Annotated in this window: 14 protein-coding genes; 7 read left to right on the top strand and 7 right to left on the bottom strand. The window is 39.4% G+C overall.

Annotated elements, in window-relative coordinates; translation table 11 throughout:
• Both lacZ and DCO56_RS26085 read left to right on the top strand, forming a co-directional pair.
• Nucleotides 1-3,186 (top strand): beta-galactosidase, LacZ type, encoded by a 3,186-nt coding sequence (gene lacZ / locus DCO56_RS26080; RefSeq protein ID WP_108636613.1) that lies wholly within the window; start codon nt 1-3, stop codon nt 3,184-3,186.
• Between the two features lie 230 nt (nt 3,187-3,416).
• Nucleotides 3,417-4,343 carry a 2-hydroxyacid dehydrogenase gene (locus DCO56_RS26085; protein WP_108636614.1) on the top strand — a complete coding sequence of 309 codons (927 nt, stop codon included), beginning with the start codon at nt 3,417-3,419 and terminating at the stop codon, nt 4,341-4,343.
• A gap of 40 nt (nt 4,344-4,383) precedes the next feature.
• On the opposite strand, the gene DCO56_RS26090 is transcribed toward DCO56_RS26085, so the two are convergent.
• Nucleotides 4,384-4,620: a hypothetical protein gene (locus DCO56_RS26090; RefSeq protein ID WP_146191142.1), complete on the bottom strand. Its 237-nt coding sequence runs from the start codon at nt 4,618-4,620 to the stop codon at nt 4,384-4,386.
• A 547-nt stretch (nt 4,621-5,167) separates the two neighbouring features.
• On the opposite strand from DCO56_RS26090, the gene DCO56_RS26095 reads away from it, so the two are divergent.
• Nucleotides 5,168-6,418 carry a ligand-binding sensor domain-containing protein gene (locus DCO56_RS26095; RefSeq protein ID WP_108636616.1) on the top strand — a complete coding sequence of 417 codons (1,251 nt, stop codon included), beginning with the start codon at nt 5,168-5,170 and terminating at the stop codon, nt 6,416-6,418.
• Entirely contained in the window at nt 6,363-9,215 is a 2,853-nt protein-coding gene (locus DCO56_RS26100; RefSeq protein ID WP_146191143.1) for a hybrid sensor histidine kinase/response regulator transcription factor, read from the top strand. The genes DCO56_RS26095 and DCO56_RS26100 overlap by 56 nt, the downstream gene beginning before the upstream one ends.
• A gap of 108 nt (nt 9,216-9,323) precedes the next feature.
• Here DCO56_RS26100 and DCO56_RS26105 read toward each other — a convergent pair whose 3' ends face one another.
• Genes DCO56_RS26105 through DCO56_RS26125 form a run of 5 tightly spaced genes read right to left on the bottom strand, consistent with a single transcriptional unit; the run spans nt 9,324 to nt 18,210 of the window.
• Nucleotides 9,324-10,544 (bottom strand): hypothetical protein, encoded by a 1,221-nt coding sequence (locus DCO56_RS26105; protein ID WP_108636618.1) that lies wholly within the window; start codon nt 10,542-10,544, stop codon nt 9,324-9,326.
• A gap of 9 nt (nt 10,545-10,553) precedes the next feature.
• Nucleotides 10,554-11,789 carry a DUF4998 domain-containing protein gene (locus tag DCO56_RS26110; RefSeq protein WP_108636619.1) on the bottom strand — a complete coding sequence of 412 codons (1,236 nt, stop codon included), beginning with the start codon at nt 11,787-11,789 and terminating at the stop codon, nt 10,554-10,556.
• Between the two features lie 31 nt (nt 11,790-11,820).
• Nucleotides 11,821-13,017 (bottom strand): DUF5000 domain-containing lipoprotein, encoded by a 1,197-nt coding sequence (locus DCO56_RS26115; protein ID WP_108636620.1) that lies wholly within the window; start codon nt 13,015-13,017, stop codon nt 11,821-11,823.
• Nucleotides 13,018-13,049: 32 nt separating this feature from the next.
• Complete coding sequence (locus DCO56_RS26120) at nt 13,050-14,963, bottom strand: RagB/SusD family nutrient uptake outer membrane protein (protein WP_108636671.1); 1,914 nt, start codon at nt 14,961-14,963, stop codon at nt 13,050-13,052.
• A gap of 37 nt (nt 14,964-15,000) precedes the next feature.
• The gene (locus DCO56_RS26125; RefSeq protein WP_108636621.1) at nt 15,001-18,210 is read right to left on the bottom strand and encodes a SusC/RagA family TonB-linked outer membrane protein; all 3,210 of its coding nucleotides are present in this window, start codon (nt 18,208-18,210) and stop codon (nt 15,001-15,003) included.
• Nucleotides 18,211-19,093: 883 nt separating this feature from the next.
• Between DCO56_RS26125 and DCO56_RS26130 the strand changes: the two genes are divergently transcribed.
• Complete coding sequence (locus DCO56_RS26130; RefSeq protein WP_108636622.1) at nt 19,094-19,540, top strand: nuclear transport factor 2 family protein; 447 nt, start codon at nt 19,094-19,096, stop codon at nt 19,538-19,540.
• Between the two features lie 60 nt (nt 19,541-19,600).
• On the opposite strand, the gene DCO56_RS26135 is transcribed toward DCO56_RS26130, so the two are convergent.
• Nucleotides 19,601-21,661, bottom strand: a complete 2,061-nt coding sequence (locus tag DCO56_RS26135) for a M48 family metallopeptidase (RefSeq protein WP_108636623.1) — start codon at nt 21,659-21,661, stop codon at nt 19,601-19,603.
• 191 nt (nt 21,662-21,852) lie between these two features.
• Here DCO56_RS26135 and DCO56_RS26140 point away from each other — a divergent pair, with 191 nt between their 5' ends.
• Both DCO56_RS26140 and DCO56_RS26145 read left to right on the top strand, forming a co-directional pair.
• Nucleotides 21,853-22,077, top strand: coding sequence for a hypothetical protein (locus DCO56_RS26140; RefSeq protein ID WP_108636624.1), 225 nt, complete (start codon nt 21,853-21,855; stop codon nt 22,075-22,077).
• A 292-nt stretch (nt 22,078-22,369) separates the two neighbouring features.
• Nucleotides 22,370-23,434, top strand: a complete 1,065-nt coding sequence (locus DCO56_RS26145) for an IS110 family RNA-guided transposase (RefSeq protein ID WP_108634995.1) — start codon at nt 22,370-22,372, stop codon at nt 23,432-23,434.
• Nucleotides 23,435-23,438 lie beyond the last annotated feature (4 nt).

The raw sequence follows: 23,438 nt of genomic DNA on the forward strand, positions 1-23,438 counted from the left end.
ATGCAATTACTGAACAGATTAGTACTCCTAGTGCTGAATAGCCTCGTGCTCCAGGCTGACCTGTATGCACAGTCGAGTGTGACATTAACACGTGATGACAATAATCTACATCGACAAGATACTGTTATCCGAAAAGGGATTCCTTGGCTGGATGAAACTATAACCGAAGAAAATCGGCTCCCTATGCACACTGATTTTGTCACCTTTCGAAATGCATCCGAAATTATCAACAATGATTGGCGCGAATCTTCAGCCTATTTAAGCTTGAATGGCTCATGGAAATTTAAATGGGCAAACAGTCCTTCACAATTGCCAGCTCACTTCGAGGCATTGAACCATGATGACCATAATTGGGACAATTTTCAGGTGCCTGCTAACTGGGAACTTAATGGATACGGTTTTCCGATGTATACAACTTCGGGTTTTGAGTTCACTTATCTGATTGGAAAACCAAATCCACCTGTAGTACCAATGGAATTTAATCCAACAGCTGTGTATCGACGTAAAGTGATACTAGCCGATGACTGGCAGGAAAAGCCCGTTATTCTACATATTGGGGCGGCCAAGTCAAATTTATCTGTTTGGGTGAACGGTGAATACGTTGGCTATGGAGAAGATAGCAAATTACCTTCCGAATTTGACATTACAAAATACTTAAAAAGAGGAGAAAATCTGATTACGATGCGCGTGATGCGATGGGGAGTAGCAAATTATCTGGAAGATCAAGATATGTGGCGTTTGAGTGGTGTGACGCGCGACTGCTACCTGATAATGCGCGAATCGGTACACCTGAACGATATTCAATTGTCCCCCACGCTTAATGATTCATTTGACAACGGCGTATTGAACACCAAGCTAATCTTAAATAAGATTAGCCAGGAAGATTTGACTGCGGAGATTATACTGACTAGGAATGAACAGCTTGTAGCAAGTGAATCTGTGAAAATATCGGGTAAAGAAGCGTGTGCGGGACTGGCCGTGGACAGACCGGCACTTTGGTCTGCAGAAGCCCCGAATTTATACCAGGTAATTATCCGGTTGAAAGACAGCCGCGGAAGAGTGGTTGAAGTTATAACCCAGCGCGTAGGTTTTCGCAAGATAGAGATTAAAAATGGTCAATTGCTTGTCAATGGTCAGGCAGTACTTATTAAAGGGATAAATAGACATGAAACAGACCCAGTCACTGGACATGTGATCTCAAAAGAAAACATGTTGCGAGATGTGCGGTTAATGAAAAAATTCAATATTAATGCTGTCCGTACGAGCCATTATCCCAATGCAACGTATTGGTTACAGCTTTGTGATCAATACGGACTTTACGTTATCGATGAGGCCAATATAGAGTCCCATGGTATGGGGTATGACCTGTCCTATACCATGGCGAATAGGCCGACATGGGAAAAGGCTCATGTCGAACGAGTTGAACGCCTTATCCAGCGCGACCGCAATCATCCTAGTGTGATCATTTGGAGCATGGGAAATGAAGCCGGGAATGGGTACAACTTTTATCGGGCATATCTTCGCATGAAAGAATTGGACCAAAGCCGTCCTGTACAGTACGAAAGGGCTGTGAACAATTATGGCGAAATGCGATTTGATTGGAATACGGATCTGATCGTTCCGATGTATGCAAGTCCGTCGGCTATGAAGAATTATGCGATGAAGAATCCTAAACCCCAGCGGCCTTTCATTCAATGCGAATATGCTCATGCCATGGGGAATTCATTGGGTAACTTCAAGGAATATTGGGATATTATTCGAGCAAATAAAGGAATATTCCAGGGAGGCTTTATCTGGGATTTTGTGGACCAGTGTTTTGTTAAAATAAACAATAAAGGCGATACTGTGTATACTTACGGTGGTGACTATGAACCCAAAGAAGCCATCACAGACTGGAATTATGCATCCAAGGGGATTTTTTATGCCGATAGAACCCCTTATCCCCATGCTTGGGAAATGAAGAAAGTTTACCAAGATATTCACAGTAGCTTATTGGGCGACCAACGTATAAAGATTTACAATGAACGCTTTTTCACCGGATTGGAAAATGTTGAACTCCAATGGGACCTTATTGTAAACGGAAAGAAAGTCCAGTCTGGTCTGGTCAAGAGCCTGCATGTTTCTCCGCAGCAGTTTACCTCGTTGGCTATTCCTTATCAGACAGCTACTCAAGGTGAGAAATTTCTAAATTTGACATATCGATTGAAAGAAGCGGAACCATTGCTTCCCAAAGGACATATTGTCGCGACTGAGCAGTTGTCTTTAGGAGGAGTTTTCAAACCGAATACGACCATTTTAGCTAAAGGGAATATCAAAGCAGAGCAAAGAGATGGAAATCTTGTTATTGAGGGAAACCAGCTGCTGATCAAGTTTGATCTTAAATCTGGATGGCTGACACATTATAACTATAAGGGGCAGAATTTTACCGATGAACAAGCTTTTTTTAAGGCTAATTTCTGGCGGGCTCCGAATGACAATGATTTTGGTGCAAATACACCTGAAAAGCTAAAATCCTGGAAACAGGTTACAGATGCGATTGAATTGGAAAAAATTTCATCAGAACTTGTTGGTAATCTAGTTTGCGTTTGCGCTACGTATAAGATGCCACAGGTATTTGGTTTATTGGAGATGAAATATTGCGTGAATCAATCGGGTGAAATGCGCGTTTCCCAAATATTCAAGGCTGACACGACCCAGAAGGTGGCCTTTCTGCCACGTTTTGGTATGCAATGGATCATGCCTGCCGGATTTGAAGACTTGGTTTATTACGGAAGGGGCCCGCAGGAGAATTATATTGACCGAAATTTTTCCTCACATGTAGGACTATATAAACAAACTGTAGAACAACAGTATTTTCCATATGTTATGCCACAGGAGACGGGTAACAAGACCGATGTCAGATGGGCGGAAATAAAGAATAAGCGAGGTCGTGGACTGCTTGTTACTGCAGACTCGACTTTTAGTATTAGCGCTTTGCATTATTTTGACAGCGATTTGGATGATGGCCCAAAAAGACAACAGCGTCATGCGGCCGATCTGGTCAAAAGGAAGCAAACACAGCTCAACATAGACCTCAGGCAGATGGGCGTTGGCGGAATAAACAGTTGGGGAGCGTGGCCACTTTCTGAATATACATTGCCCTATAAGGATTATTCCTTTTCTTTTGTGATAAAACCCATAGAGTAATTTCTTTATTTTACTCTATGCCTCATATGCGAGAGTATTTGCGCAGATAGGTTTTGGAAAGGCTATTCAGATCAATAGAAACTGGTCGTTTCATTTGGGCGATTTAAAATACATGAGGCAAGTTGATATTTTATTTCATTAGCCTTCCTCGTGTAATTTTTAGGAGGTGGTTTACTGCAACGTATTACTATGTTTAAGATAAATGTTATTTTCGTATAAACGAAAGAAATATGAGTATAGCATTGATACTGAATAGCGGCCGGGCCGAAGAATGGAAGCTCGAAATCAATAAGCATTTACCTGAAACAAGAGTCGAGATCTATCCGGATATCCAAAACTATGATGAGGTCGAGTTTGCGCTTTGCTGGAAGCCTGAGGCAGGTTATTATGCTCATTTTCCTAATTTAAAAGTTATCCAATCTGGAGGAGCCGGAATAGATCATTTATTCCCGAAATCTATACCATCACATATTCATACCTGTAGGATTGTAGATCCAATGCTAAAAAGCGATATGTTTGAACATGTTTTGACCTGTGTGATGCATTCGATGAAGAATTTTTCGGCTTATGCTAGAGAACAGAGAAAAAAACATTGGCATCCCCTAGTGTATAAATCCATTGGTCAAACGTATATAACGGTTTTAGGATTAGGTGAAATAGGAGGGTATGTTGCCGAAAGATTGGTTGAGCTAGGTTTCAAGGTCAATGGTTGGTCCAATTCTCCAAAAAATATACAGGGAGTCATTTCTTTTACAGGTATTGAGGGCCTTAGCTCAGCAGTTGAGCAGACGGATTTTATTGTGAATGTTTTACCATTGACTGATGCCACCAGCGGAATTTTGAATCATCAGTTTTTCTCCTTATGTCCGAAGGGAACTGTTTTACTTAACGTTGGTAGGGGCGACCATCTTGTGGATGACGATTTAATAGAAGCGATAGACAAAGGACAGATTGCCGATGCTTACCTCGATGTGTTTCAACAAGAACCATTACCCCAAGAGCATCCATTCTGGAATTGCAGCTCTATTTTTATAACACCTCATGTTGCAAGTAGGACAAACATTGGCTCTTCGGTCTTGCAAGTGGTGGATAATTATAGAAGAATGGCTGCTGGGCAACCTTTGCTCAATGAAGTTTCCTTAAAAAAGGGCTATTAAAAACCCTTGCTGCCATAGAGGTTTCACCTCTCCATTTCGTTTATTCACCTTGCCGTAGTGTTGTCTCTACTTTGCGTACGCCCCTCGGAAGATTATTATTTTTGATATGAAGTAGAGGTCCAAATACTGCCATACGCAAATATGCCATAAAATCGAGTGCTTCCACATATTCACCTCTTCCAATTTTTGTTAGCCCATAGTGCATCCAGGTCCAAAATCTGTCTTCGATCCATTGGAAGTCAGGAACCGGAAATTGTGCTTTGGTCGTGTCTCTCACTTTTTGTAAAATATTGTCGATATCTAATAAAATAATAGGATCTTCAATCCTGACGCAAAATTCCTCAAGAGTGATAAACTTAATATCTACGTGTAATAGGGGAGAGTCATATAAACAGATTAACAACTTTTTTCGCCAACATGTTCACCTGTAAAAGCTGATAATAGATTTCGGAAGCGGTTAGCATACTCGACCATCCGTGATCTGTTGGCGTTCAGATCCTCTTCGGTGATGATCACTAAGTCTAGATCAGACCATTTATCAATTTGACTGGTTCGCTAGGAGCCAGAGACTGCTAATCCAATGATATTCCGATCTCTTTTTAAAACCTGAACAACATTTTTTGCAAATGCTTTCTGCATAAATACCTGTTTTGAATACCAATATAATGCTTTTTTGTCTGTGATTATAATACATATGACTTGGAATCCCGCTCAAAATAATGAGATGATAGGAGCTATTATAATCAATAAACATTGAATTTAAGTTTGTTGATCGCCATGCTTTTTTTATATTTAAGTGTCATAAAAACAATTATAATCTATCTATGAAAAATATCTACTTGACCCTTTTCGGATTTTTTTTGTTTATTCATGTGGTTTGGTGTCAGTCATCTATTGCTTATTTAGGTATAAACCAAGGGCTTTCTAATGATCTTGTCACAACAATTTTTCAGGATCGAGACGGTTTTATATGGTTTGGAACATCAAATGGTTTGAATCGTTACGATGGATACGAATTTAAAGTTTTTAAAAATGATCCTTTGTCTAAAAATACACTCTCTGATAACCGTATAACAGCTATTACAGAAAGTAAATTTGCAAATCTGTATGTAGCGACGAAAAGCGGGCTTGTTGTGATCGATCCAAATCGTACCAATTATCAGCAAGTATTGTTACAGTTGCCAGATGGAAACACGCCCATAAATTTTGCAGTTCATCAAGTTGAGCAAGATGGCCGTGGTCAGGTATTTGCACAAGGAGGAGCTAAGGGGCTCTTAAAAATTCAGGAAACAAAAGATTATAATATAGCACAACTTATACCTTTGAAATATGACGGCCAAAGCTTGTCCAATTACCGTGTTAATACGATTTGCAAAGCAGCTGGTGTTGGAATCTGGGCGATAATCGAAAATCTTGGTTTGGCTTATTATGATTCTGAAAAGGATACTTTTTCGCTGACCGAAAAAGGAAACTTTCAATCGGCGGCTATGGTAGCAGATCCGACAGGAAATATTTGGTTTTCCAATAGGGGACAAATTGTTTGTTACAATACAAACGCAAGATCTTTTACATATTACAATTTTGGTCCTTACCGAAAACCTATCGTGAACCTTTATTATGGAAAGGATAAAAAGTTATGGATATGCACGGACGGTATGGGCATTCAGAAACTCGATATCAATACTGGGAAGTTTGGGGATCAAGTAGGATTTGATCAACAGCAATTGACCAGTAAGTCTATTTTTGCAGTACTTGAAGATAAAGATAATCGTATTTGGATCGGAACATTAAGGGGAGGAATCAATATTATAGATCCACTTAGAAGAAGGTTTAAAACATCAAAAATCAATCCCAATAGCCGACTGGTAAATACTTCCGATTTTACTTTATCGTTTGAAGAAGCAGATCAAAATCATATATGGATCGGTACAGATGGCGATGGATTATACAAATGGAATAAGACCAGAGGTGTAATAGAAAATTATCCCTTTTCATCGAATTTAGATCTCAGGCATACTTTTGTTACAGCACTTGTCCAAGATCGGGTTGGATCAACTCTGGATCGGAACCTATGATATGGGTATCTTAAAGTTAAACACGAGAACCGGTGTGACGAAACATTATACCTGTTATTTTCCAAACACCAAATATATTAATAACACCGTATGGCGTCTATTTAAGGATAGAAAGGGAGTTCTTTGGGCTTCCACTCTTAGTGGTGGAAATGTCTATTTTCTAGATAAGGTTACAGATCAATTTAAACCGCTTGATTTGCCGATAAACGATGTGTTAACTTTTTATGAAGACAAGAATAATGTTTTATGGATGGGATCATGGAATTTCTTATTCAAGTTAGATTTGAGGACAATGGAATACAAAAATTACCGCATAGGTACTCCAATCCGTTTTATACAACAAACAGAAAATGGATTTCTTTGGCTTGGTACGGAGGGCGCAGGACTTTTACATCTGAATTTAAGCACCATGAATTATAGGCGTTATACGGAAAAGGATGGGCTTGTCAGCAATACACTATTGAATGCCCTACAGGATACGCAGGGGAATATCTGGATATCATCACTTGATGGACTTTCTAAAATGGATGTGCGAAAAAAAGCATTTCAAAATTTTTACCAATCGGATGGTTTGCAAAGTAATCAGTTTAACTATAACGCAGCAATAAAATTAAGAGATGGTCAATTGATTTTTGGAGGCATTCGTGGCTTCAATATATTCAACCCGCTGGAGATATTCTTTCAGACAAAGTATCCGCCTTTAAAATTCACTGAATTAAGTATTGATAACATCCCTTTTGGTCGGGCTGAAAATCAAAAGGGAGTTTCGTTGAATACTGTTAAAAGCCTCAAAATACCTTATGACAGTGCGACTTTATCTTTTTCGTTTGCCGCGTTGGACTTTACTTTTTCGGATCGGATTAATTATGCTTATTATCTCGAAGGTTGGGATAAGGACTGGAATTATGTCAATAAGCAAAGGGCTGCTTATTATTCAAACCTCAAGGAAGGCAGGTATACATTGCGTATCAAATCGACAAATGCAAATGGAGAATGGAATCAGGATGAACGAACAATTAGCATTCAAATTTTGCCGCCTTGGTATAGAAATACCTGGGCTTATTTAGGATATATGTCGCTCTTAATTGGTGCCATATATCTTTACAATAAATACCGAGAAAATAAGGCATTATTGTTAGTGAAATTGAAAACAGCTGAATTTGAACGGGAAAAGGAACACGAATTAACCGAAGAGAAATTAACATTTTTCACCCATATTGTCCATGAAATTAGGACGCCGTTGACACTAATCGTTAATCCGATTAAAGATATTATCAGCAACACAAAAAAAAATAAGGAAGAATTGGACGAATTGAAATCCATTTATACGCATTCAAAGCGATTATTAAATCTTGCTGACAAACTTCTTTTGTTCAGAAAAACCGACGGGAATTTCGACGAACTTTCTTATACAGTATTTGATGTTGTCTACCTATTTCGAGAGGTTTTTGAATCGTTCAGGCAATTGGCAAATTATAGGAATATTACCTATCTATTTGAATCCGCTATTGAAAGACAGATCATTAAAGCTGATTACCAAAAATTGGAAATTTGTTTTGTTAATTTACTGCAAAACGCACTTAAATATACAGCTGAAGGTGGATCTATATCCGTAAAAATAGATAGTCCGGATCAAGAGTTGAGATTTGATATCATTGACTCGGGACAAGGCCTACCTACTCAGCTGACTGACGAGATATTTAAACCTTTTAAACGGAATTTTAGATTATTTAATAAAAGTGAAGAAGGTTTTGGAATCGGATTATTTTTTGTTAAAAAGTTCATAGCGCTTCATCAGGGTAAATTGGAGTATTCTGCCAACGCAAATGCTGGGGTGACTTTTTCTATAACAATACCGCTTGATGATTTGATGCACGTGGATATGTCATATAAACAACTTGATACACAAAAAACAACTGTTGAATATGCTCCCACTGTTCAAGAAAATGATTTGGGTGAGGTTTTGGGACCATTATCTATAAAAAAGAGGCAAGTTGACGAATTGTATAGTACCATATTACGTGACAAAATACTTGTCGTTGATGATAACGAAGACATGCTCCGTTATATTAGCAATATTTTTTCGGATAAATACCATGTTATAAATGCGGATAGTGCAGAAAGCGCAATGAGTGTGTTAGAGAAGTTAGAACCTTCCATTGTTATAAGTGATGTGATGATGGCGGGTGATTCGGGTATTGACCTCTGCAAACAGATAAAGAATAGTACGCGTCTCAGTCATATCCCCATTATTTTATTGACTGCCAGTTCATCATTTGATGTTAAATTAAAAGGTATTGAAGTAGGAGCTGATGATTATGTAAATAAGCCATTCGATAAAGAACTGCTTCTGACACGCGTTGAAAGTTTAATAGAGAACAAAAATAGACTACATGCTTATTTTTACAGTGAAATCACATTGAAGTCAAATGACTATAAAGTTCCCGTTGCCTTCAAAGATTTTTTGCAACAGGCAATTGAGATTGTCGAAATGCACCTGTTAGATGAAGCTTTTACTGTAAAGACGCTAGCTGAAGCGTTAGGAATGAGCCACTCAAATATGTATAGGCGTATAAAATCGATATCAGGTAAATCCGCTAACGAATTTATACGTTATATTAGGATGCGTCGGGCAGCACAGCTACTCATCGCTAATAAAACGAATATTAATGAGACTGCCTATAGTGTTGGCTTTAAAGATATCAAACACTTCAGGCAGCATTTTGCTAAAATATTCGGATGTTCACCATCTGAGTATCGGAAACGTTATAATCATTTGGGAAAAGCTGGGCAATAGGTAACGGCAATGATTAAATGGCGTGTATGGAAAGAAAAAACAGAAAAATAGTTGCCTGTAATAAAGCAACTATTTTTCTGTTTCGATAAAGAAACCTGTTTTGTGCTATTAAGTTCCGCTGTGGCTGGTCATACCATCTTTTCGCATCGCTTCGATTATTAGACAATTGTAGACGTAGTCCCAGCTTGAGGTAACTTCCGAGTTTTGATTTAAGCCATAGGGCCACCAGTGCATAGTATCGCCATTAATAACCGCAGATTCATCGGTATTGATCGATTTTAGCATCCTGTTAGCGTTGGTCAAACTATACTTACCGTTTACAATAGCTTGCGACCACCAGTTTGTCGTACCGGTTCCAAAAGTATGGTTCATCTCATGCAACATCGTGCGTATATTTTGATAGCTTTCATTAGCGCCAAATCGCATCCATCCCTCATTGTTGGCATCGGCAGTAGGGACTCCTGGATCGTAGTTGAGATAAATATGTTTGGTAGCGGAGGTATATTCATTCGTATACCATAGCGCACTGTCGAGGGCCACTTGCAGCCGTTGATAAGCAGCAAGCTGTTGGGCTGTAGGATTATTCACTTTATTGAATGTGTAGGTTACTTTACCTTTGGCGATCGTACGGAAAGAAATGTCAGGTCCATAACTTACGCCGGTTTCGTTGATTGCATATGCCCGAAGATGGTAGTCTGTACTTGGAGTAAGGTTATGAATACCAATTCGAAACTTGCCCGTACCTTTTGATCCGTTCACAAGCTTATGATCACTTATCAATGGTTTTTCCATAGTTCCCCAACATATTCCTCGTTCGGTAACTGCACCACCACCACTGCTAATAATATTCACATCATAATAAATTATTGATGAGCCGATGATAAAGACTGGATTGGTGCCAAAGGTAACAGATTGTATATCAGCAGTTGTTAATTCCTCTTGCATGCCATAAGAAATGCCACCCTTATTTTTGGCATAAGGCCGAATATAATATGTTTGGGAGGGATTTAATGCGGATAAGGCTACGCTAAATTCACCTGATCCTTTGCTAGAGCTGGCTTCTATAGGATTATTGTCGATTGTAGGATTGGGAGTAATGCTCCAGCAGATACCACGGCTTGTCACTAGAGCCCCGCCTTTGTTGACTACTTTGCCTGTAATCAGAGCCCCAGTCGTTGTGACATTGGAGAAGGCTAATTTCCCCAACTCAGCAAGTGCGATGCCGTCTGTTTTTTCCGGAGGCATCAAAGCACTTATTTCGGCGGGAGTTTTTTTACAGCCTGAAAAACTACAGGCTGTAATCAACAAATAAAAAACTGATTTATTCATGTCTATAGGTTATAATTTTTCGAAAATCATATTACCCGAAACTTTAAAATAGGAGCCATCGGAAGCAGTTCCATTCATGTTTCCAAGAAAGCCCAAGGTTACCGATCCTGCTTCGATTACCGTAAACTCAAGAATGGCCTGGTTTCCCGATATCGTTTTATAGCTGATGGCTGTGTTTAAGTCTGCTTGATCAGGTAGTCTGTTACCTTTTGCGGCGAGAAGATTAACTACCCCCGCACTCCCTTTGTCAATTTTTGAGACAGTAAAACGATATTTGCCGGGCTGAAGGTTGGTGGTTTGGTAAATCTTGCCATTTACTATAGGAGCTAAGTTAGGAGAAGGAGAAGCCCATTGCCACCAGCCAGCTTCCAAAGATAAACAAGCCTTTTTATCCCTGATCTCTATCCCGCCATAGTATTTTACTTCGGAGGTTCTGTAGTTTTTTGCTGCCTCGTTGACCAGCCAATAAGCTGGAGTGCCCCATCGATCGCCGCCCATTTCCAATGTCTCGAAAGGAAAGTTCATATTTTTAAGATACACCTCCTTAGGCAATATATTTGCAGAATAATTTGTGTAGAATGTATCGATACTTAGCGAATCTGGAACAAATAACGTACGGTAACGAAATGGTTTTCCGGGTAAAAAGTTTGCAAGCACACTTTTGCCAAATTTAATGGAGTCCCGCTGGACGACCAATTTTCCTGCTGTATTTGTATATTCAACTTCTGTAAATTGGGCACCACTTGTTAGATCGATACCCCCCCAATTGACCGTCGTTTTCTGATCTCCAGCAAAATAGTCGGCGCTATAGCTTGGTCTATTAATAAGCCCCGAACTGAACCTCTCACCATAAGATACGCCTGTTCTAAACACACTCAACGATTTATTGCCTTGCGCATCAAAGGTAATAAGTTCGAAATTGTGTACGCCCTCACTTATTTTCAATGATAGCTTCAGGGTATCTACTCCTGTAGTCCGATTAATTTTAAGCTCTGTGGAATCTTTTCTATTATCCCAATATATTTTGAGCCGTTCTACTTTCGGATCAGCCATAAATAATCCGGTAATATAAACTCGCTCATTGCCTGAATATATCTTCACTGAATCGATTTTCCCGGTATAGGCTATTTCACCACCTTCTAGGTACTTTTTATAGTCATCACTTTTTGAACAGCAAAGTAAAAAAAGCATGGTTACACTTAGCATGGTTGCTATAAAGATTGTTTTAATATGTTGTATTTTCATAATAGTCTAATTGATAATGAAATAGATCGTATTAACGTGGATCGCCATACACCTGTAATTCGGCGATTGACATAAACGATGACCCCTGCCAATTTTTAATGGTTTTGATCCGGAGATAACGAGCCTTTGGTGCACTCACATCAAAGTCAAAACTTAAACCCGAATTAGCGAGCTGATAATCTTCGTCGGTTTGTTGTCCCATAGGTAATCCAGAAGGTTTTTTACTTTCAAATGTACCCAAGAGTGTCCAGTTATTCCAGCTACCGTCTGATGGTGGATTGTCAGACCCCCACACTTCAAAGAATCGTACATTTCCGCCATAGTAATACATCCGACCATTATTGGTATATTCCGGATAGTCCCAAATGACGATCCTGCTCATTTTGGCCATGATACCGGTATCGAATGTAACCCATTGTGGACCGTTGACGGTGACATCTGTTAAAGAAATATTGGGCCAGTTCCAATTATCCCCGTCCCACATTTTGGATAGGCCTGTGGAGGCATATTGTTGCTTGGTATCCGTAGGCAAGGTAACAGCCGTGTACCGCGATTTTGGTAATGCTGTTTCAAAGAGCGGGGTTAATGTAGTGACAAGTGTATCGGTAAAGTTCATGTATTTGTCCCTGACTGTAATAGCAAATTGTTTGGGATTTGGTTGGAATCCACGAATGGTGCGTGAGATTTGTTTGGCCGAAGTATAGATGTTATCTACTGAAGGTACCCACTCACCGAGTGAATCCACCATAACCATGACCGTCAAATTTTTCTCGGTTTCATTTTCAGCAGTAATCCGGATGCCTCCAAAAGCAGGAATCGCCTCCAAACTTCGAAAAGTAGCCCAGATCGGATTTTCTTGGGGAACTACAGCTACTTCAATAGGGGCAGAACTAATCTCACTTCTATTCACGGCATACAACTTAATCTGATGAGGATTTGTATCTGCAAAACCTTCGACTAGCAGCGTGTTGTTGTAGTAGGAAGATTTTACTTCCATTTCCTTTCCGGATTTTAACTGATAAACCGCTTTGATATACAACAGATCCTGATCCTTCGGTAGGGTATATGTAATTCTTGCCGCGCCAGGTAAATTTTCTACCTTGATATTGCTGACTTGTCCTGGTGCGTTACTGTTGATGACTGGTGCAACCTGGATTTCTTCTTTACAACTATGGAATAGGATGCAGATGAAAAATATGGACTGCATCAGTTTTCTATTTATATTCATTTTCTAATGACTTTAAGGGTAAATTAAATGGACTACCAACCTATATTTTGAATCAATGAAGGATTTACAGTTAATTCGCCTTGGGCTATGGGCCAGAAATAATCTCTGGGAGCCACAAACGTTTGTTGAAATAGTGTCCTTACCTGATAGTAGTCGTTGCTGACCTCTTGGTTTACGCTCCAACCGGTGATATTCTGATTGAAATATCTAACCGCTAATTTCCAGCGTCTCAAATCCCAATAACGTTTTCCCTCAAAGGCTAATTCGATCATTCGTTCACGTTGAATGATCTCACGAAGGCCATCTTTGGTAGTAGGTTTGTCAGGGTTTGAAGAAAACTGGCTCCAAGAAGATAGGACTCCAGGGATTCCGGCACGCTCACGTATACGGTCTAAATATGTATAGACCTCACTTGAGGGACCGTTTGCTTCATTTAATGCTTCAGCATATATCAAATAAATATCACTTAATCGTGTGTTTGGCCAAGGATAATATTTATAGCTGACACCATTGCTGCTAAATGCCTGTTCCCAATTGACTAGTTTTTTAAGAAAATATCCCGTTTCATTAATCCAACCATGGTTATTTGCTCCGGCAGGTTGATTTAATTTCGCCTGCACATAATAGGTGTCTTCGTCCGACAAGCTTTTGGTATCAAATTTAAACCAGATCCCGCCATCAAAACCTAGATCAGCATAAAAACGCGGCTCTCGGTCAAAATTTAGACGCGCCGTTGTATATCCCTCCTTAATGTAATAACGATCTGCTGCCGTCGCCACACGTAGGCTTGATTTGTCGTTAAAGTCCAAGGTTTTGTCTTCATTGATAGGTACGCCATTTTTTGTATAAAACATTTCTGCTATTTTCAGGGGCGCACTCAAATGCTGTCTTGCAGTTCCTACTACCGCCTCTGGCGTTAATAAAGGCATTGCATCCCGTTGTATATTCCATGCCTGATGATTGGGATTTGCCCATATATGTTCGGAAGACCAGCGTTCATTGAATCCTAGATTGATACCAAGTACCTTGGCTGTCACGTCGCTCATTTTAAACTGTCCATATTCTGCTTTATTGAAGGGGAAAAATCGTATGCCTGCAGCATCAGCAGTTTCAATGGCAACTTTGGCTGCTTCAGCGGCTCTAGTCCATTTTGAAGCATCATAAGACGGTTTAAATAGTTGTTCACCTTTTGTATTGCGCATGGACTGGTAATCTGCATTTCCATTGAACAGTGGGCTCGCAGCTGTCAACAATACCTCTGCCTTGATCGCCTGGATAATTGGTTTGGTCACTCGTCCTAGTTCCGCTGTTTGGTTGGGAATAACCAATGGAACAGCCTTCTGTGCCGCAGAGTCAAGTAAAGTGACGATGTAATTGACGACCTCGTCGACTGGGCGTTGTTCCACCCGGACAGCGGACTGGTTTGCATCAAGTGATATATTTTTTTCGACAATAGGAATTGGACCATATTGGCGGAATAATAGATAATGGTAATATGCTTTTAAAAACAATACTTCGCCTATCCATCTCGAGCGGTCATCGCTAGATAGATCAGGTACTTTGGATAGATCAGCTACGTTTTCTAAAAAGATATTACAATCTCGAATTGCAATCCATAAGCCACTTCTCCAGGAGTCTACCAGTGGTTGATTGACATTTTGCCCACCTCGTGCTATACGCCAGTTATTGGCCGGATAAATTTCACGCTGTGCAACTGGGAGCCATACTTCGTCGCCTGCAAGAAAACCAATATTGCTTTGTGCGTCCGAATTATTAGGCAGCCATGAGTAGCAGGTAAATAGAAATTTTTCTGCTTCATTACGCAAGGAAAATGCGTTGTCGATCGTCGCAACGTTATCTGGAACGACATCGATATAATCTTTACAGGCAGAAACTCCAAAAGCACTAAACAAAATGTATGCAATATAGGTTGCTGTCTTTTTCATATTTTTATTTTTCATTATTTCTTATGTGTGATAAACATTAAAAGCTCAGTTGTAAACCAATGTTATATACGGCCTGAATCGGATATCCGATTCCTTTTCCGCCCATTTCGACATCCCACATCTTGAATGAACTCAATGCAAATAAATTCATACCGTTGGCATATATCCGTAAATTTTTTGCTTTAAGACGTTTCATTAAGCTATCTTTAAAGGTATAGCCCATTTCCACCGTTTTCAACCGTAGAAAAGCACCATTGCGCATCCACCATGTGCTTCGCTGATTATTGTTGTCAATGACATTCTCACTCAGTCGTGGCCAAAAGGCATATAGGTTTCGGTTTTCTTCGCTCCAATAACTATCAGCAATAGCTTGCAAAAGACCATTTTGGGAACCACCATTTAAGTAGAAAGGGGAAATATTTTCAGGATTGATAAAAAACGAAGACCTTGCAGATCCTTGGAAGTAGAAGCTGAAATCCAAGCCCTTTCCACCTATCGTACCACCAAAACCATAGATCAATTCGGGGGTTGTTGGATATCCTATTGCGACACGGTCTAGATCTGTAATCTGTCCGTCGCCATTGATGTCACGGTATTTGATGTCCCCACCTAGGTAGTCTAATCCCGGTTTTCCAAACTGGACTGGTGAATTCAATACTTCCTGATCATCTACAAACAATCGTTCAGCGATATAGCCAAATTCTTGTGATGCGGAAGTTCCTACGGTATATCGACTTGCTTCTTTATAGGCAGGTTCGTCGACAATTAGTTTTTTACTTACTGCATAAGTCATTGTACCACGACCTTGAATGTACCAGCTGTCTCCAAAATTTTTATTGTAGTTTAGCGTTACATCCACACCTTTACTTTCAGCTTTGTTGGTATTGGCAACGATTGCAGCTCTGAGTCCCATGGTACTGGGGATATAAGATCGTCCGGTGAGGATATTGCTCCGGATTTGTTTGTATACATCTACATTTAATTCAAGTTCTTTAAAGAGTCCCAGTTCCAGCCCAAGGTTTGTCTGACGTGATCTTTCCCATGTGATATCTTGGTTTGCATAGCGGCGTATAGAGATCGTTGGCCTACTATAGCCCGAAAGCTCACCAAAAGCTATCGGAAATGCATTCATATCCACATCCGATAAATAGAAAAAGCGATCTTGTGAACGACCGATTTGATCGTTACCAGCAAACCCATGTGTGGCACGAATCTTTAGTTTTGAAATAATATCTCTTACAGGTTCCAAAAAAGATTCATTGGATATATTATAGCTAAGCCCGAATGACGGAAAAAAACCTAAGCGGCGATTTTTCGCGAACCTTTCGGAGCCATTATAGCCAAAGTTGAATTCGGCAATATATCTGTCATCATAATTGTAGGAAAATCGCCCCGACAGACCAACATTGCGTGAAGGGAGCGACGACTGGAGGTTTCCAGCATTTCCACTCAATGAATTTTGAACCAGCCCGATCACCGTGGCCCCCACGTTGTGCTTACCAAATCCATGGTTATAATTGGCGATCGCATGAGCATAAAACATAGAGTTTACTTCTTTTGCAGATTCTGAATAATCTAGGTATTCTGTACCAACTGTTCCTATCGAGCCTAAAGAACCATCATTCATGACACGAATATTCAAATCTCCACTAGCATCCGCCGATGCGGTATAATAAAATGGATTGTACTTACGACTTACTTCAAAATAAGCATAACGTTTGACGTAGGTCATTGCCGTCAGACTCAGCCCGGGAATCAAGGCATTCAGGTTTTGGTTGATTTGAATCTGGGGCATGATCGTAGACGTATTGAATTCCTGGTAGCCACGCACCATTTCTGCGTAGGGGTTTACAAATAGTCCCCCATTTCTATTTAAAGCATTACCAAATAAGGGATGATTCATATAGGGCATATAGGATGAGGGATAAATAGCCGGAAACATCACTGGGTTTGACCAGATAGCACGCCTGAATGTCGCCGCCCCTCCATTGATACGGCTCCCATTTTCATCTGTACTACCAATAGGTCCGTTATAGTCATCAAACTGTGCATATACACGTACAATACCTACCGTCGTAGGGGTAAAGTTAATGTCGAGATTGGAGCGAACAGAGTAATTTTTTAATTTGATATTATTGTTGAAATTGTTGATTCCATTCATTTTTAGAATACCATTATCGATATTATAGGTACCGGATAGGTAGTATTTTGCTTTAGCACCACCGCCGCTGATATTCAGGTTGTTTCGCTGATTGATCGTGTAATCTTTAATAAGTTGGTCGATCCAATTGTTATTGGGATAGAGTAGTGGATTGTCACCGGCTCTGGTATGGTCAATTTTAGTCTGCCAGTAAGGAAGTCCTTGTCCGCTAGCAGCATCAGCCGGCCTGGTCAGATAAGCTTCATTTGCCATTTCCATATAACGGATATTATCTGCAAACTTAAAATTTCTAGTATTTGTTGAAATATTACTTTCCGTACGGAATTCAAATTTTGTAGCACCTTCCTTACCCAGTTTTGTCGTGATCAGCACTACACCATTCGCCCCTCGTGCACCATACATTGCAGCTGCATTGGCATCACGAAGCACTGAAAAACTAGCAATATCGTCAGGCTGCAAACGGGCCATATCCGTAGGTGAGGATTCGATATTGTCAATAAGGATCAGCGGATCTTGTTTTCCTGTGCCAAAACTTCCAAGTCCCCTGATAAAGAAATTTGCATTGTCCGACCCGGGTTCGCCACTACGTTGAAAAGCAATCATACCAGCCACCCTTCCAGCGAGCATGGTTGTAAGGTTACTGGTTGGGCCCTTTAATTCCTTGGGGTTGATGGTAGTTACAGCTCCTACCATGGAGGTCCTTTTCTCACGTTGTCCAAAACCAGTCACTACGACATCATCGATAACGTTTTCGTTGAGCTTGATTTCAGTGTCTAGGATAATAGTGTTGTTGGCTTCTGTTTTTTTTCCGACCAAGGAAATTTCTTGGCGTGCATAGCCAACACTACTAAATATCAGCGTTGCTGTTTTGTTGGCAGTAAGTGCATATTTTCCGTTACCATCTGTAGACACACGCAAGTTACTTCCTGAGACGCTAACAGTGACCCCCGATACAGCCTTCCCATCACTTGCTGAGTAAACCTTTCCTTCTACACGAACTTGTTGGGCCAAAGTTGCGCAACAAGTTGCCGTCATCAGAAATATAAAAATTTCTAGACGAGATTTAATCTTCTTCCATCTTTTCATTAATAAGAGTTTTGGTTATAAATTGAGTTATGTTGATTACAATTATCGACACAATCAATTAGATAATTCGAGGGGATTTAAAGCAAAATAAGGGGGTGAAATAGTCACCAAAGTCCTCTAGGGAATTTCATTGAAGCTGTTTTAATCAAAAATATTGCTTCTAAAAATTGGGTAATGATCAAGAAGTTAGTTAAGTACAACTCTTCACTTAAGAGATGAATAATTCGGATTCGGTGTCTTCACAACAGCAGATCTCGTGACTTTGGTGCGCAAAAGTAATGCCGGGTAATTATTCAAGTCAATTCTCGTAAATGAAATCCAATAGCTAGTGCTAGATGTTACTTTCCTGTTGCCTTTTGTCTTTATTATTTTGTATTTTCAATTGTTTGACGACAGATGGCGGTTGTTTTTGTAACTTCATCATCAATTTGGGTAAATGGTATTTACCGCATTGAGTTAACTCATACAAATAAACTCCTGTTTTGAGGTTAATTTATCCAAAACCAAGCGATCGTTAAACCACTCGCGAACCGCTCTAACCTTACCTCGCTAACAAGTACTTATTTTAGTAGGTCTTATCTTTTCTATCTTATTTTCTTACGTATACAAGCAGCTTGCGAAGAGTGCATTGTACGCGTGCGAACAAAATGTTTCTAAACTGTTCGAATCCGCACATCTCCTTTTTCAGAAAAATCCTTGAAAAAGCCATTATTCGACCTAGAAGCCATAAATGGACTTATTTCGGCTCATGGTATAGTATTTGGCATGCAGGTGATAAAACGTTTCAAAGATCATTGGCCTAAAGTCCATAGGTTACATGCATATTAGATAGGAGTTTTGAATTAAGAGGTAAGAACAATATAACTAACAAAATAAAGACATTATGAAAGCATTCGTAAAGGCACTTGTGGCAGCAACCTTAATCGCCATATCTGCATGGGCTATGGCAGCAGAAGGACCTGGCTCTAGATCAAAGAAAGAAAGCGTAAATCTTTCCACAGCAGATTTCGCCCTTGATCACTATGTTGCGGTAACGACGAAGGGTGAATCAGCGGGCGTAGAGCAGTTGTTTGCCGGAGATTTTAGTCAAAAGATACAGGCCTCCAGTGTATTGACCTACGGGCGTAATGCAGTGATTCGATCATTGAAAAATCAAAATGGAGAAATTCTTAACTGCAAAGTGAATATCAAGATCGTCGAAAAATCGGCAGATTATATGATTGCAAAAATTACACTGAAATTTGAACACTTTAGCATGACTGACCTTGCGACCTTTGCCTACGAGAATGACAGTTGGAAGGTTTTCAAATCAATTCATTCATATAAATAAGAGCCATCCCTTACAGATATATAAGCTGTTTAGCCACGTCGTGAGATGTGGCTTCTATTTTTATTGTCGAGCTTTGTCTTCTTCAAGCCTAAGTATAAAATCTAAATATGTCTTTTTCTTTGAGAAATAGATATCATCCAGTAATCTTTTATATTCAGCAATCGCTTGGAGCAAAATTTGCAGGTTTTCCTCTTTGTATTGATCTACATTAAAGTACAACAAGTCGGTATTGATGTATTTATTGAGTGTTGACAATAAGGCTGTGTCCATTGGGGGCTGTATGTTTTCCTGTAGTGATAATAGCTCGGATAATCTCTTTTTGAAAGATACTTCCCTTCTTTTGAGATCGCTCACTCTAGCTTCAATTTCTCCAAATGGCAGAGTCTGAAAGAAAAATGCCGTGTTTTCGTTCATATCATCGTACATGGTTTGAGATTCATCAAATGTTTTGTGAAAAGCTGCAAAATCGTAATATTTCTGATCAAATTCTTCCTTACGATCCTGTACGATGGATAGTTGTAGAAAGTAATGATGTATTTGATAATTATAGCTATCTACCTGACGCGTTATATCCTGGATGTCATTCTCAATTTTTAGCAAGAGTTCATCGGCATCGATATCCCGATATTTTTTTCCATCATAATCGAAGGTTTTTAATTTGATGTCCCCCTTTTGTATGGCTTCCACGATATGTTTATCACTTTTTAGACCGTTGAGTTCATAGAATGACTCAATTTTACGATCTGCAAACAATTCCTCAAATGTCAGCTCTTCATGTTCATCAGCAGTAGCTAAGTCTCCCTTTAGAAGAGGATTGTTGTAATCATAGAAATCGTTAAATTTTGCATTGATTGTATATCTGTTGATCTGAGTTTCAAGATTATCTTTGAATTCACTAAGGTTCAAAGTTGCCGGTACCTGCTGATATTGAATATGCGAAAATAACTTCTCAGAAATTTGATCAGCTATTGCAGCACCATTTGAAAGTAAAGCAATAGCAGGTTCATTGGAAACATCGTTTTTTATGATATCAAGTTTCCACAAGGCTTTCACGCGTTCTTCATCGGTCGGATGGGAAGCCCATTGGTTTTCGAGATTCAATTTTGATTTATCATATTTTTTTAATGTTGCTAATTCGATCTGTGGGAAACCTCCCTGAACTCGATACCTAGATCTTTCCGCAAGAAGAAGCATCACGCAATTCTGTTCGTGATAAATATTGTTGCTCCGGATATTTTCGCTGATTTTTCCTTCGTAAAAATTGAAAATATAATTTAAAGCATGATTTGCAAAACCCAGACGCAGCAATGAGTCTGCCAAGGCTTTAGAACCTGCAACGTGAGCTGCAATTTCATCCGCATGAAATTCCATTTCCCGAGACAATGCCAGATAATTTAGGTTAACATATTTATACAAGTATTTCAGGATGTTTTGAATCTGTTGGATGATAAAGACCGATATGCCGATAAAAATAGCCGAATAGCCACTTACACTTCCCCATTTTTCAAAAGTATTATCCAGCGATTCATTTTTGTAAAGCATATTGTAGATAATTTGATTGACATGATAAACATAACTGCCAACTTTCATACTTTTCTGTGAAAAATGTCCGAATTCATGTGCAAGAATAGCTTTTAATTCCTGTTGAGTTACAGCATTGATCAATCCTACACCAATCTGTAGATTCTTTCTTATAGGAAGAAACATGCTCCAAAAGCTGGAATCATAAAATACTGAAGCATTCACATCGTGAGATAGAAATACTTTTTTTGGGAAGCTGGTGTCGACTTCGCTAACAATCTGATGGATCAACAAAAATAGTTCAGGTTCATCATGCTCGGTAATTTCGGTGAGATGATCGGTATCTACTTTTGTCGAAGCAAATATGAATTTTATAAGAAAAAATAAGACGGTAAGACCGGAGGCGAACAAACCTATACAGGCAATAGCTGTTAAGAACATCGGTTTGGAGGTAAAGATTAATAAACCTAAAAGGGTAAAACCAATTGTTATTCCTATTGCAAATAAGAGCAGGAAAATATAGGTAAAAGCAAAAACGAAAATAGATAGGATTGTTTTGCGTGCATGTTTTTTAAAACTTGCTGATACTAGTACTTTCATAAAACGGTTAACAGTGATAATTTTTGTTAAATGACTGATATAAAAATAAAAAATATATCCATTTATTCCTAGTGACCCTTCAACAGCAGACTTCGCTTTAGAGTATTACATTGCAGCAACTATCTAGGGAGAGTCGTTAGGTGTAGAACAACTTTTTGCCGAAGATTTCAGCCAAAAGGTTCAAGCTTCCAATGCAAAGACCAACAGCTGTGAAGCGGTTGTTAAATACTTGGAAAAAACAAAAGGGTAAACGCTTGGATTGCAGAGTAAATGCCAATATTATCAAAGAGTCAACTTACTATATGGTAGCCAAGGTGACAATGAAGTTTGAAAACTTTACAAAAACTGATCTAGAGACTTTGACGCGAGAAGGCGATAGCTGGAAAGTATCCAGTTCAGTCAACGTTTATAAGTAAGAGCCATCTCAAGTAAATATATATGCAGTAGAGCCACATTGAAAGATGTGGCTTTTATTTTTACTGAGAAATTAGAAAAGGTCATTATATTGTTGTTATACAAAATGTATTGGCTGTTCGTGTGAGACGAGATGTGGCTAGGTAAACAGATCGTTATACCGTAAAAAAGGAATTGTCCACACGATTTTATTCTCAGGAGTCTGAACAGTACTTAAGGCCGCTATTTCGAGCCTGGATAAAACAAAAGGATAGACGAAGGAGGATTAAGTCGATACGATTTAAATTCTTGACTATGGCTATTAGTAAACAATGCATTGGGATAGATATCTCAAAAGCGACATTCACAGCATGTCTGTGTCAGTGTTCAGATGATGGAGAATTAGTGTTCTCCAAGACAGTGGATTTCAGTAATGATAGCAAAGGGTTCAACCAGTTTCTGCGTTGGGCCAAAGGAGTCATTGCGAAAGATGCAGCACTTGTTTTTTTGATGGAGGCTACCGGTGTGTATTATGAGAACCTTGCCCACCATCTGCATAAGATTAAGAAAAGGGTTCATGTTGTTCTTCCCAATACGTCAAAGCACTATTTTTCGAGCCTCAATATCAAGACCAAAACGGATGCTGTTGATGCACGGATCCTGAGTCAATTCGGTGTAGAAAGGATCCATAAAGCATGGAGTCCTCCTCCACCAGTCTTATTGCAGCTGAGAAATCTGACCAGATACCATGTCCAGCTACAGGAGCAGAAAACGGCATTAGGTAACATCAAACATAGTAAGGACTGTTCGCATGCTATCCAGATCTTTATACTAAAAAGCAATAAAAAACTTATTTCTGAGATAGATAAGGAGATTGGCAGATGCATCGGGGAAATCAACAGGCTGGTAAAGTCAGACCTGGGGCTCCATAAAAAAATAGAGAAGCTTGCAACAATAAAGGGGATTGGAATGATCACCATGGTTACCATTCTTGCCGAAACAATGGGGTTTGAACAGTTCGGTAGCGCCAAACAACTTGTCAGCTATGCTGGATACGATGTTGTTCAGCGGGAATCTGGGACATCTGTAAAAGGAAAAACCAGGATCTCGAAAAAGGGGAACAGGTATATCAGGAATGCGCTGTATTTTCCGGCTATGGTAGCTTGTAGGCATAATTCTGTGCTAAAGGAAGCTTACACGAGAATCATCCAGAAAAAGCCGTCAAAAATGGTCGGACAGGTTGCCGTACAGAGAAAATTATTAATCTTAATGTATACACTTTGGAAAAATGATACCGTGTTTATAGAAAATTATAAAGTAAGTAGTCCCGATCCGAAAACCGAGACTACACTAGATAGTTCAGAAGCTGAACTTCTTTAGAATA

The sequence above is a fragment of the Sphingobacterium athyrii genome, assembly GCF_003071065.1.
GTDB lineage: Bacteria > Bacteroidota > Bacteroidia > Sphingobacteriales > Sphingobacteriaceae > Sphingobacterium > Sphingobacterium athyrii.

Excerpts from the sequence above, each read along its gene's own strand:
- lacZ (WP_108636613.1), top strand. The coding sequence starts at position 1 with ATGCAATTACTGAACAGATTAGTACTCCTAGTGCTGAATAGCCTCGTG.
- DCO56_RS26085 (WP_108636614.1), top strand. The coding sequence starts at position 3,417 with ATGAGTATAGCATTGATACTGAATAGCGGCCGGGCCGAAGAATGGAAG.
- DCO56_RS26095 (WP_108636616.1), top strand. The coding sequence starts at position 5,168 with ATGAAAAATATCTACTTGACCCTTTTCGGATTTTTTTTGTTTATTCAT.
- DCO56_RS26105 (WP_108636618.1), bottom strand. The coding sequence starts at position 10,544 with ATGAATAAATCAGTTTTTTATTTGTTGATTACAGCCTGTAGTTTTTCA.
- DCO56_RS26110 (WP_108636619.1), bottom strand. The coding sequence starts at position 11,789 with ATGAAAATACAACATATTAAAACAATCTTTATAGCAACCATGCTAAGT.
- DCO56_RS26115 (WP_108636620.1), bottom strand. The coding sequence starts at position 13,017 with ATGAATATAAATAGAAAACTGATGCAGTCCATATTTTTCATCTGCATC.
- DCO56_RS26120 (WP_108636671.1), bottom strand. The coding sequence starts at position 14,963 with ATGAAAAAGACAGCAACCTATATTGCATACATTTTGTTTAGTGCTTTT.
- DCO56_RS26125 (WP_108636621.1), bottom strand. The coding sequence starts at position 18,210 with ATGAAAAGATGGAAGAAGATTAAATCTCGTCTAGAAATTTTTATATTT.
- DCO56_RS26130 (WP_108636622.1), top strand. The coding sequence starts at position 19,094 with ATGAAAGCATTCGTAAAGGCACTTGTGGCAGCAACCTTAATCGCCATA.
- DCO56_RS26135 (WP_108636623.1), bottom strand. The coding sequence starts at position 21,661 with ATGAAAGTACTAGTATCAGCAAGTTTTAAAAAACATGCACGCAAAACA.
- DCO56_RS26140 (WP_108636624.1), top strand. The coding sequence starts at position 21,853 with ATGCAAAGACCAACAGCTGTGAAGCGGTTGTTAAATACTTGGAAAAAA.
- DCO56_RS26145 (WP_108634995.1), top strand. The coding sequence starts at position 22,370 with ATGGCTATTAGTAAACAATGCATTGGGATAGATATCTCAAAAGCGACA.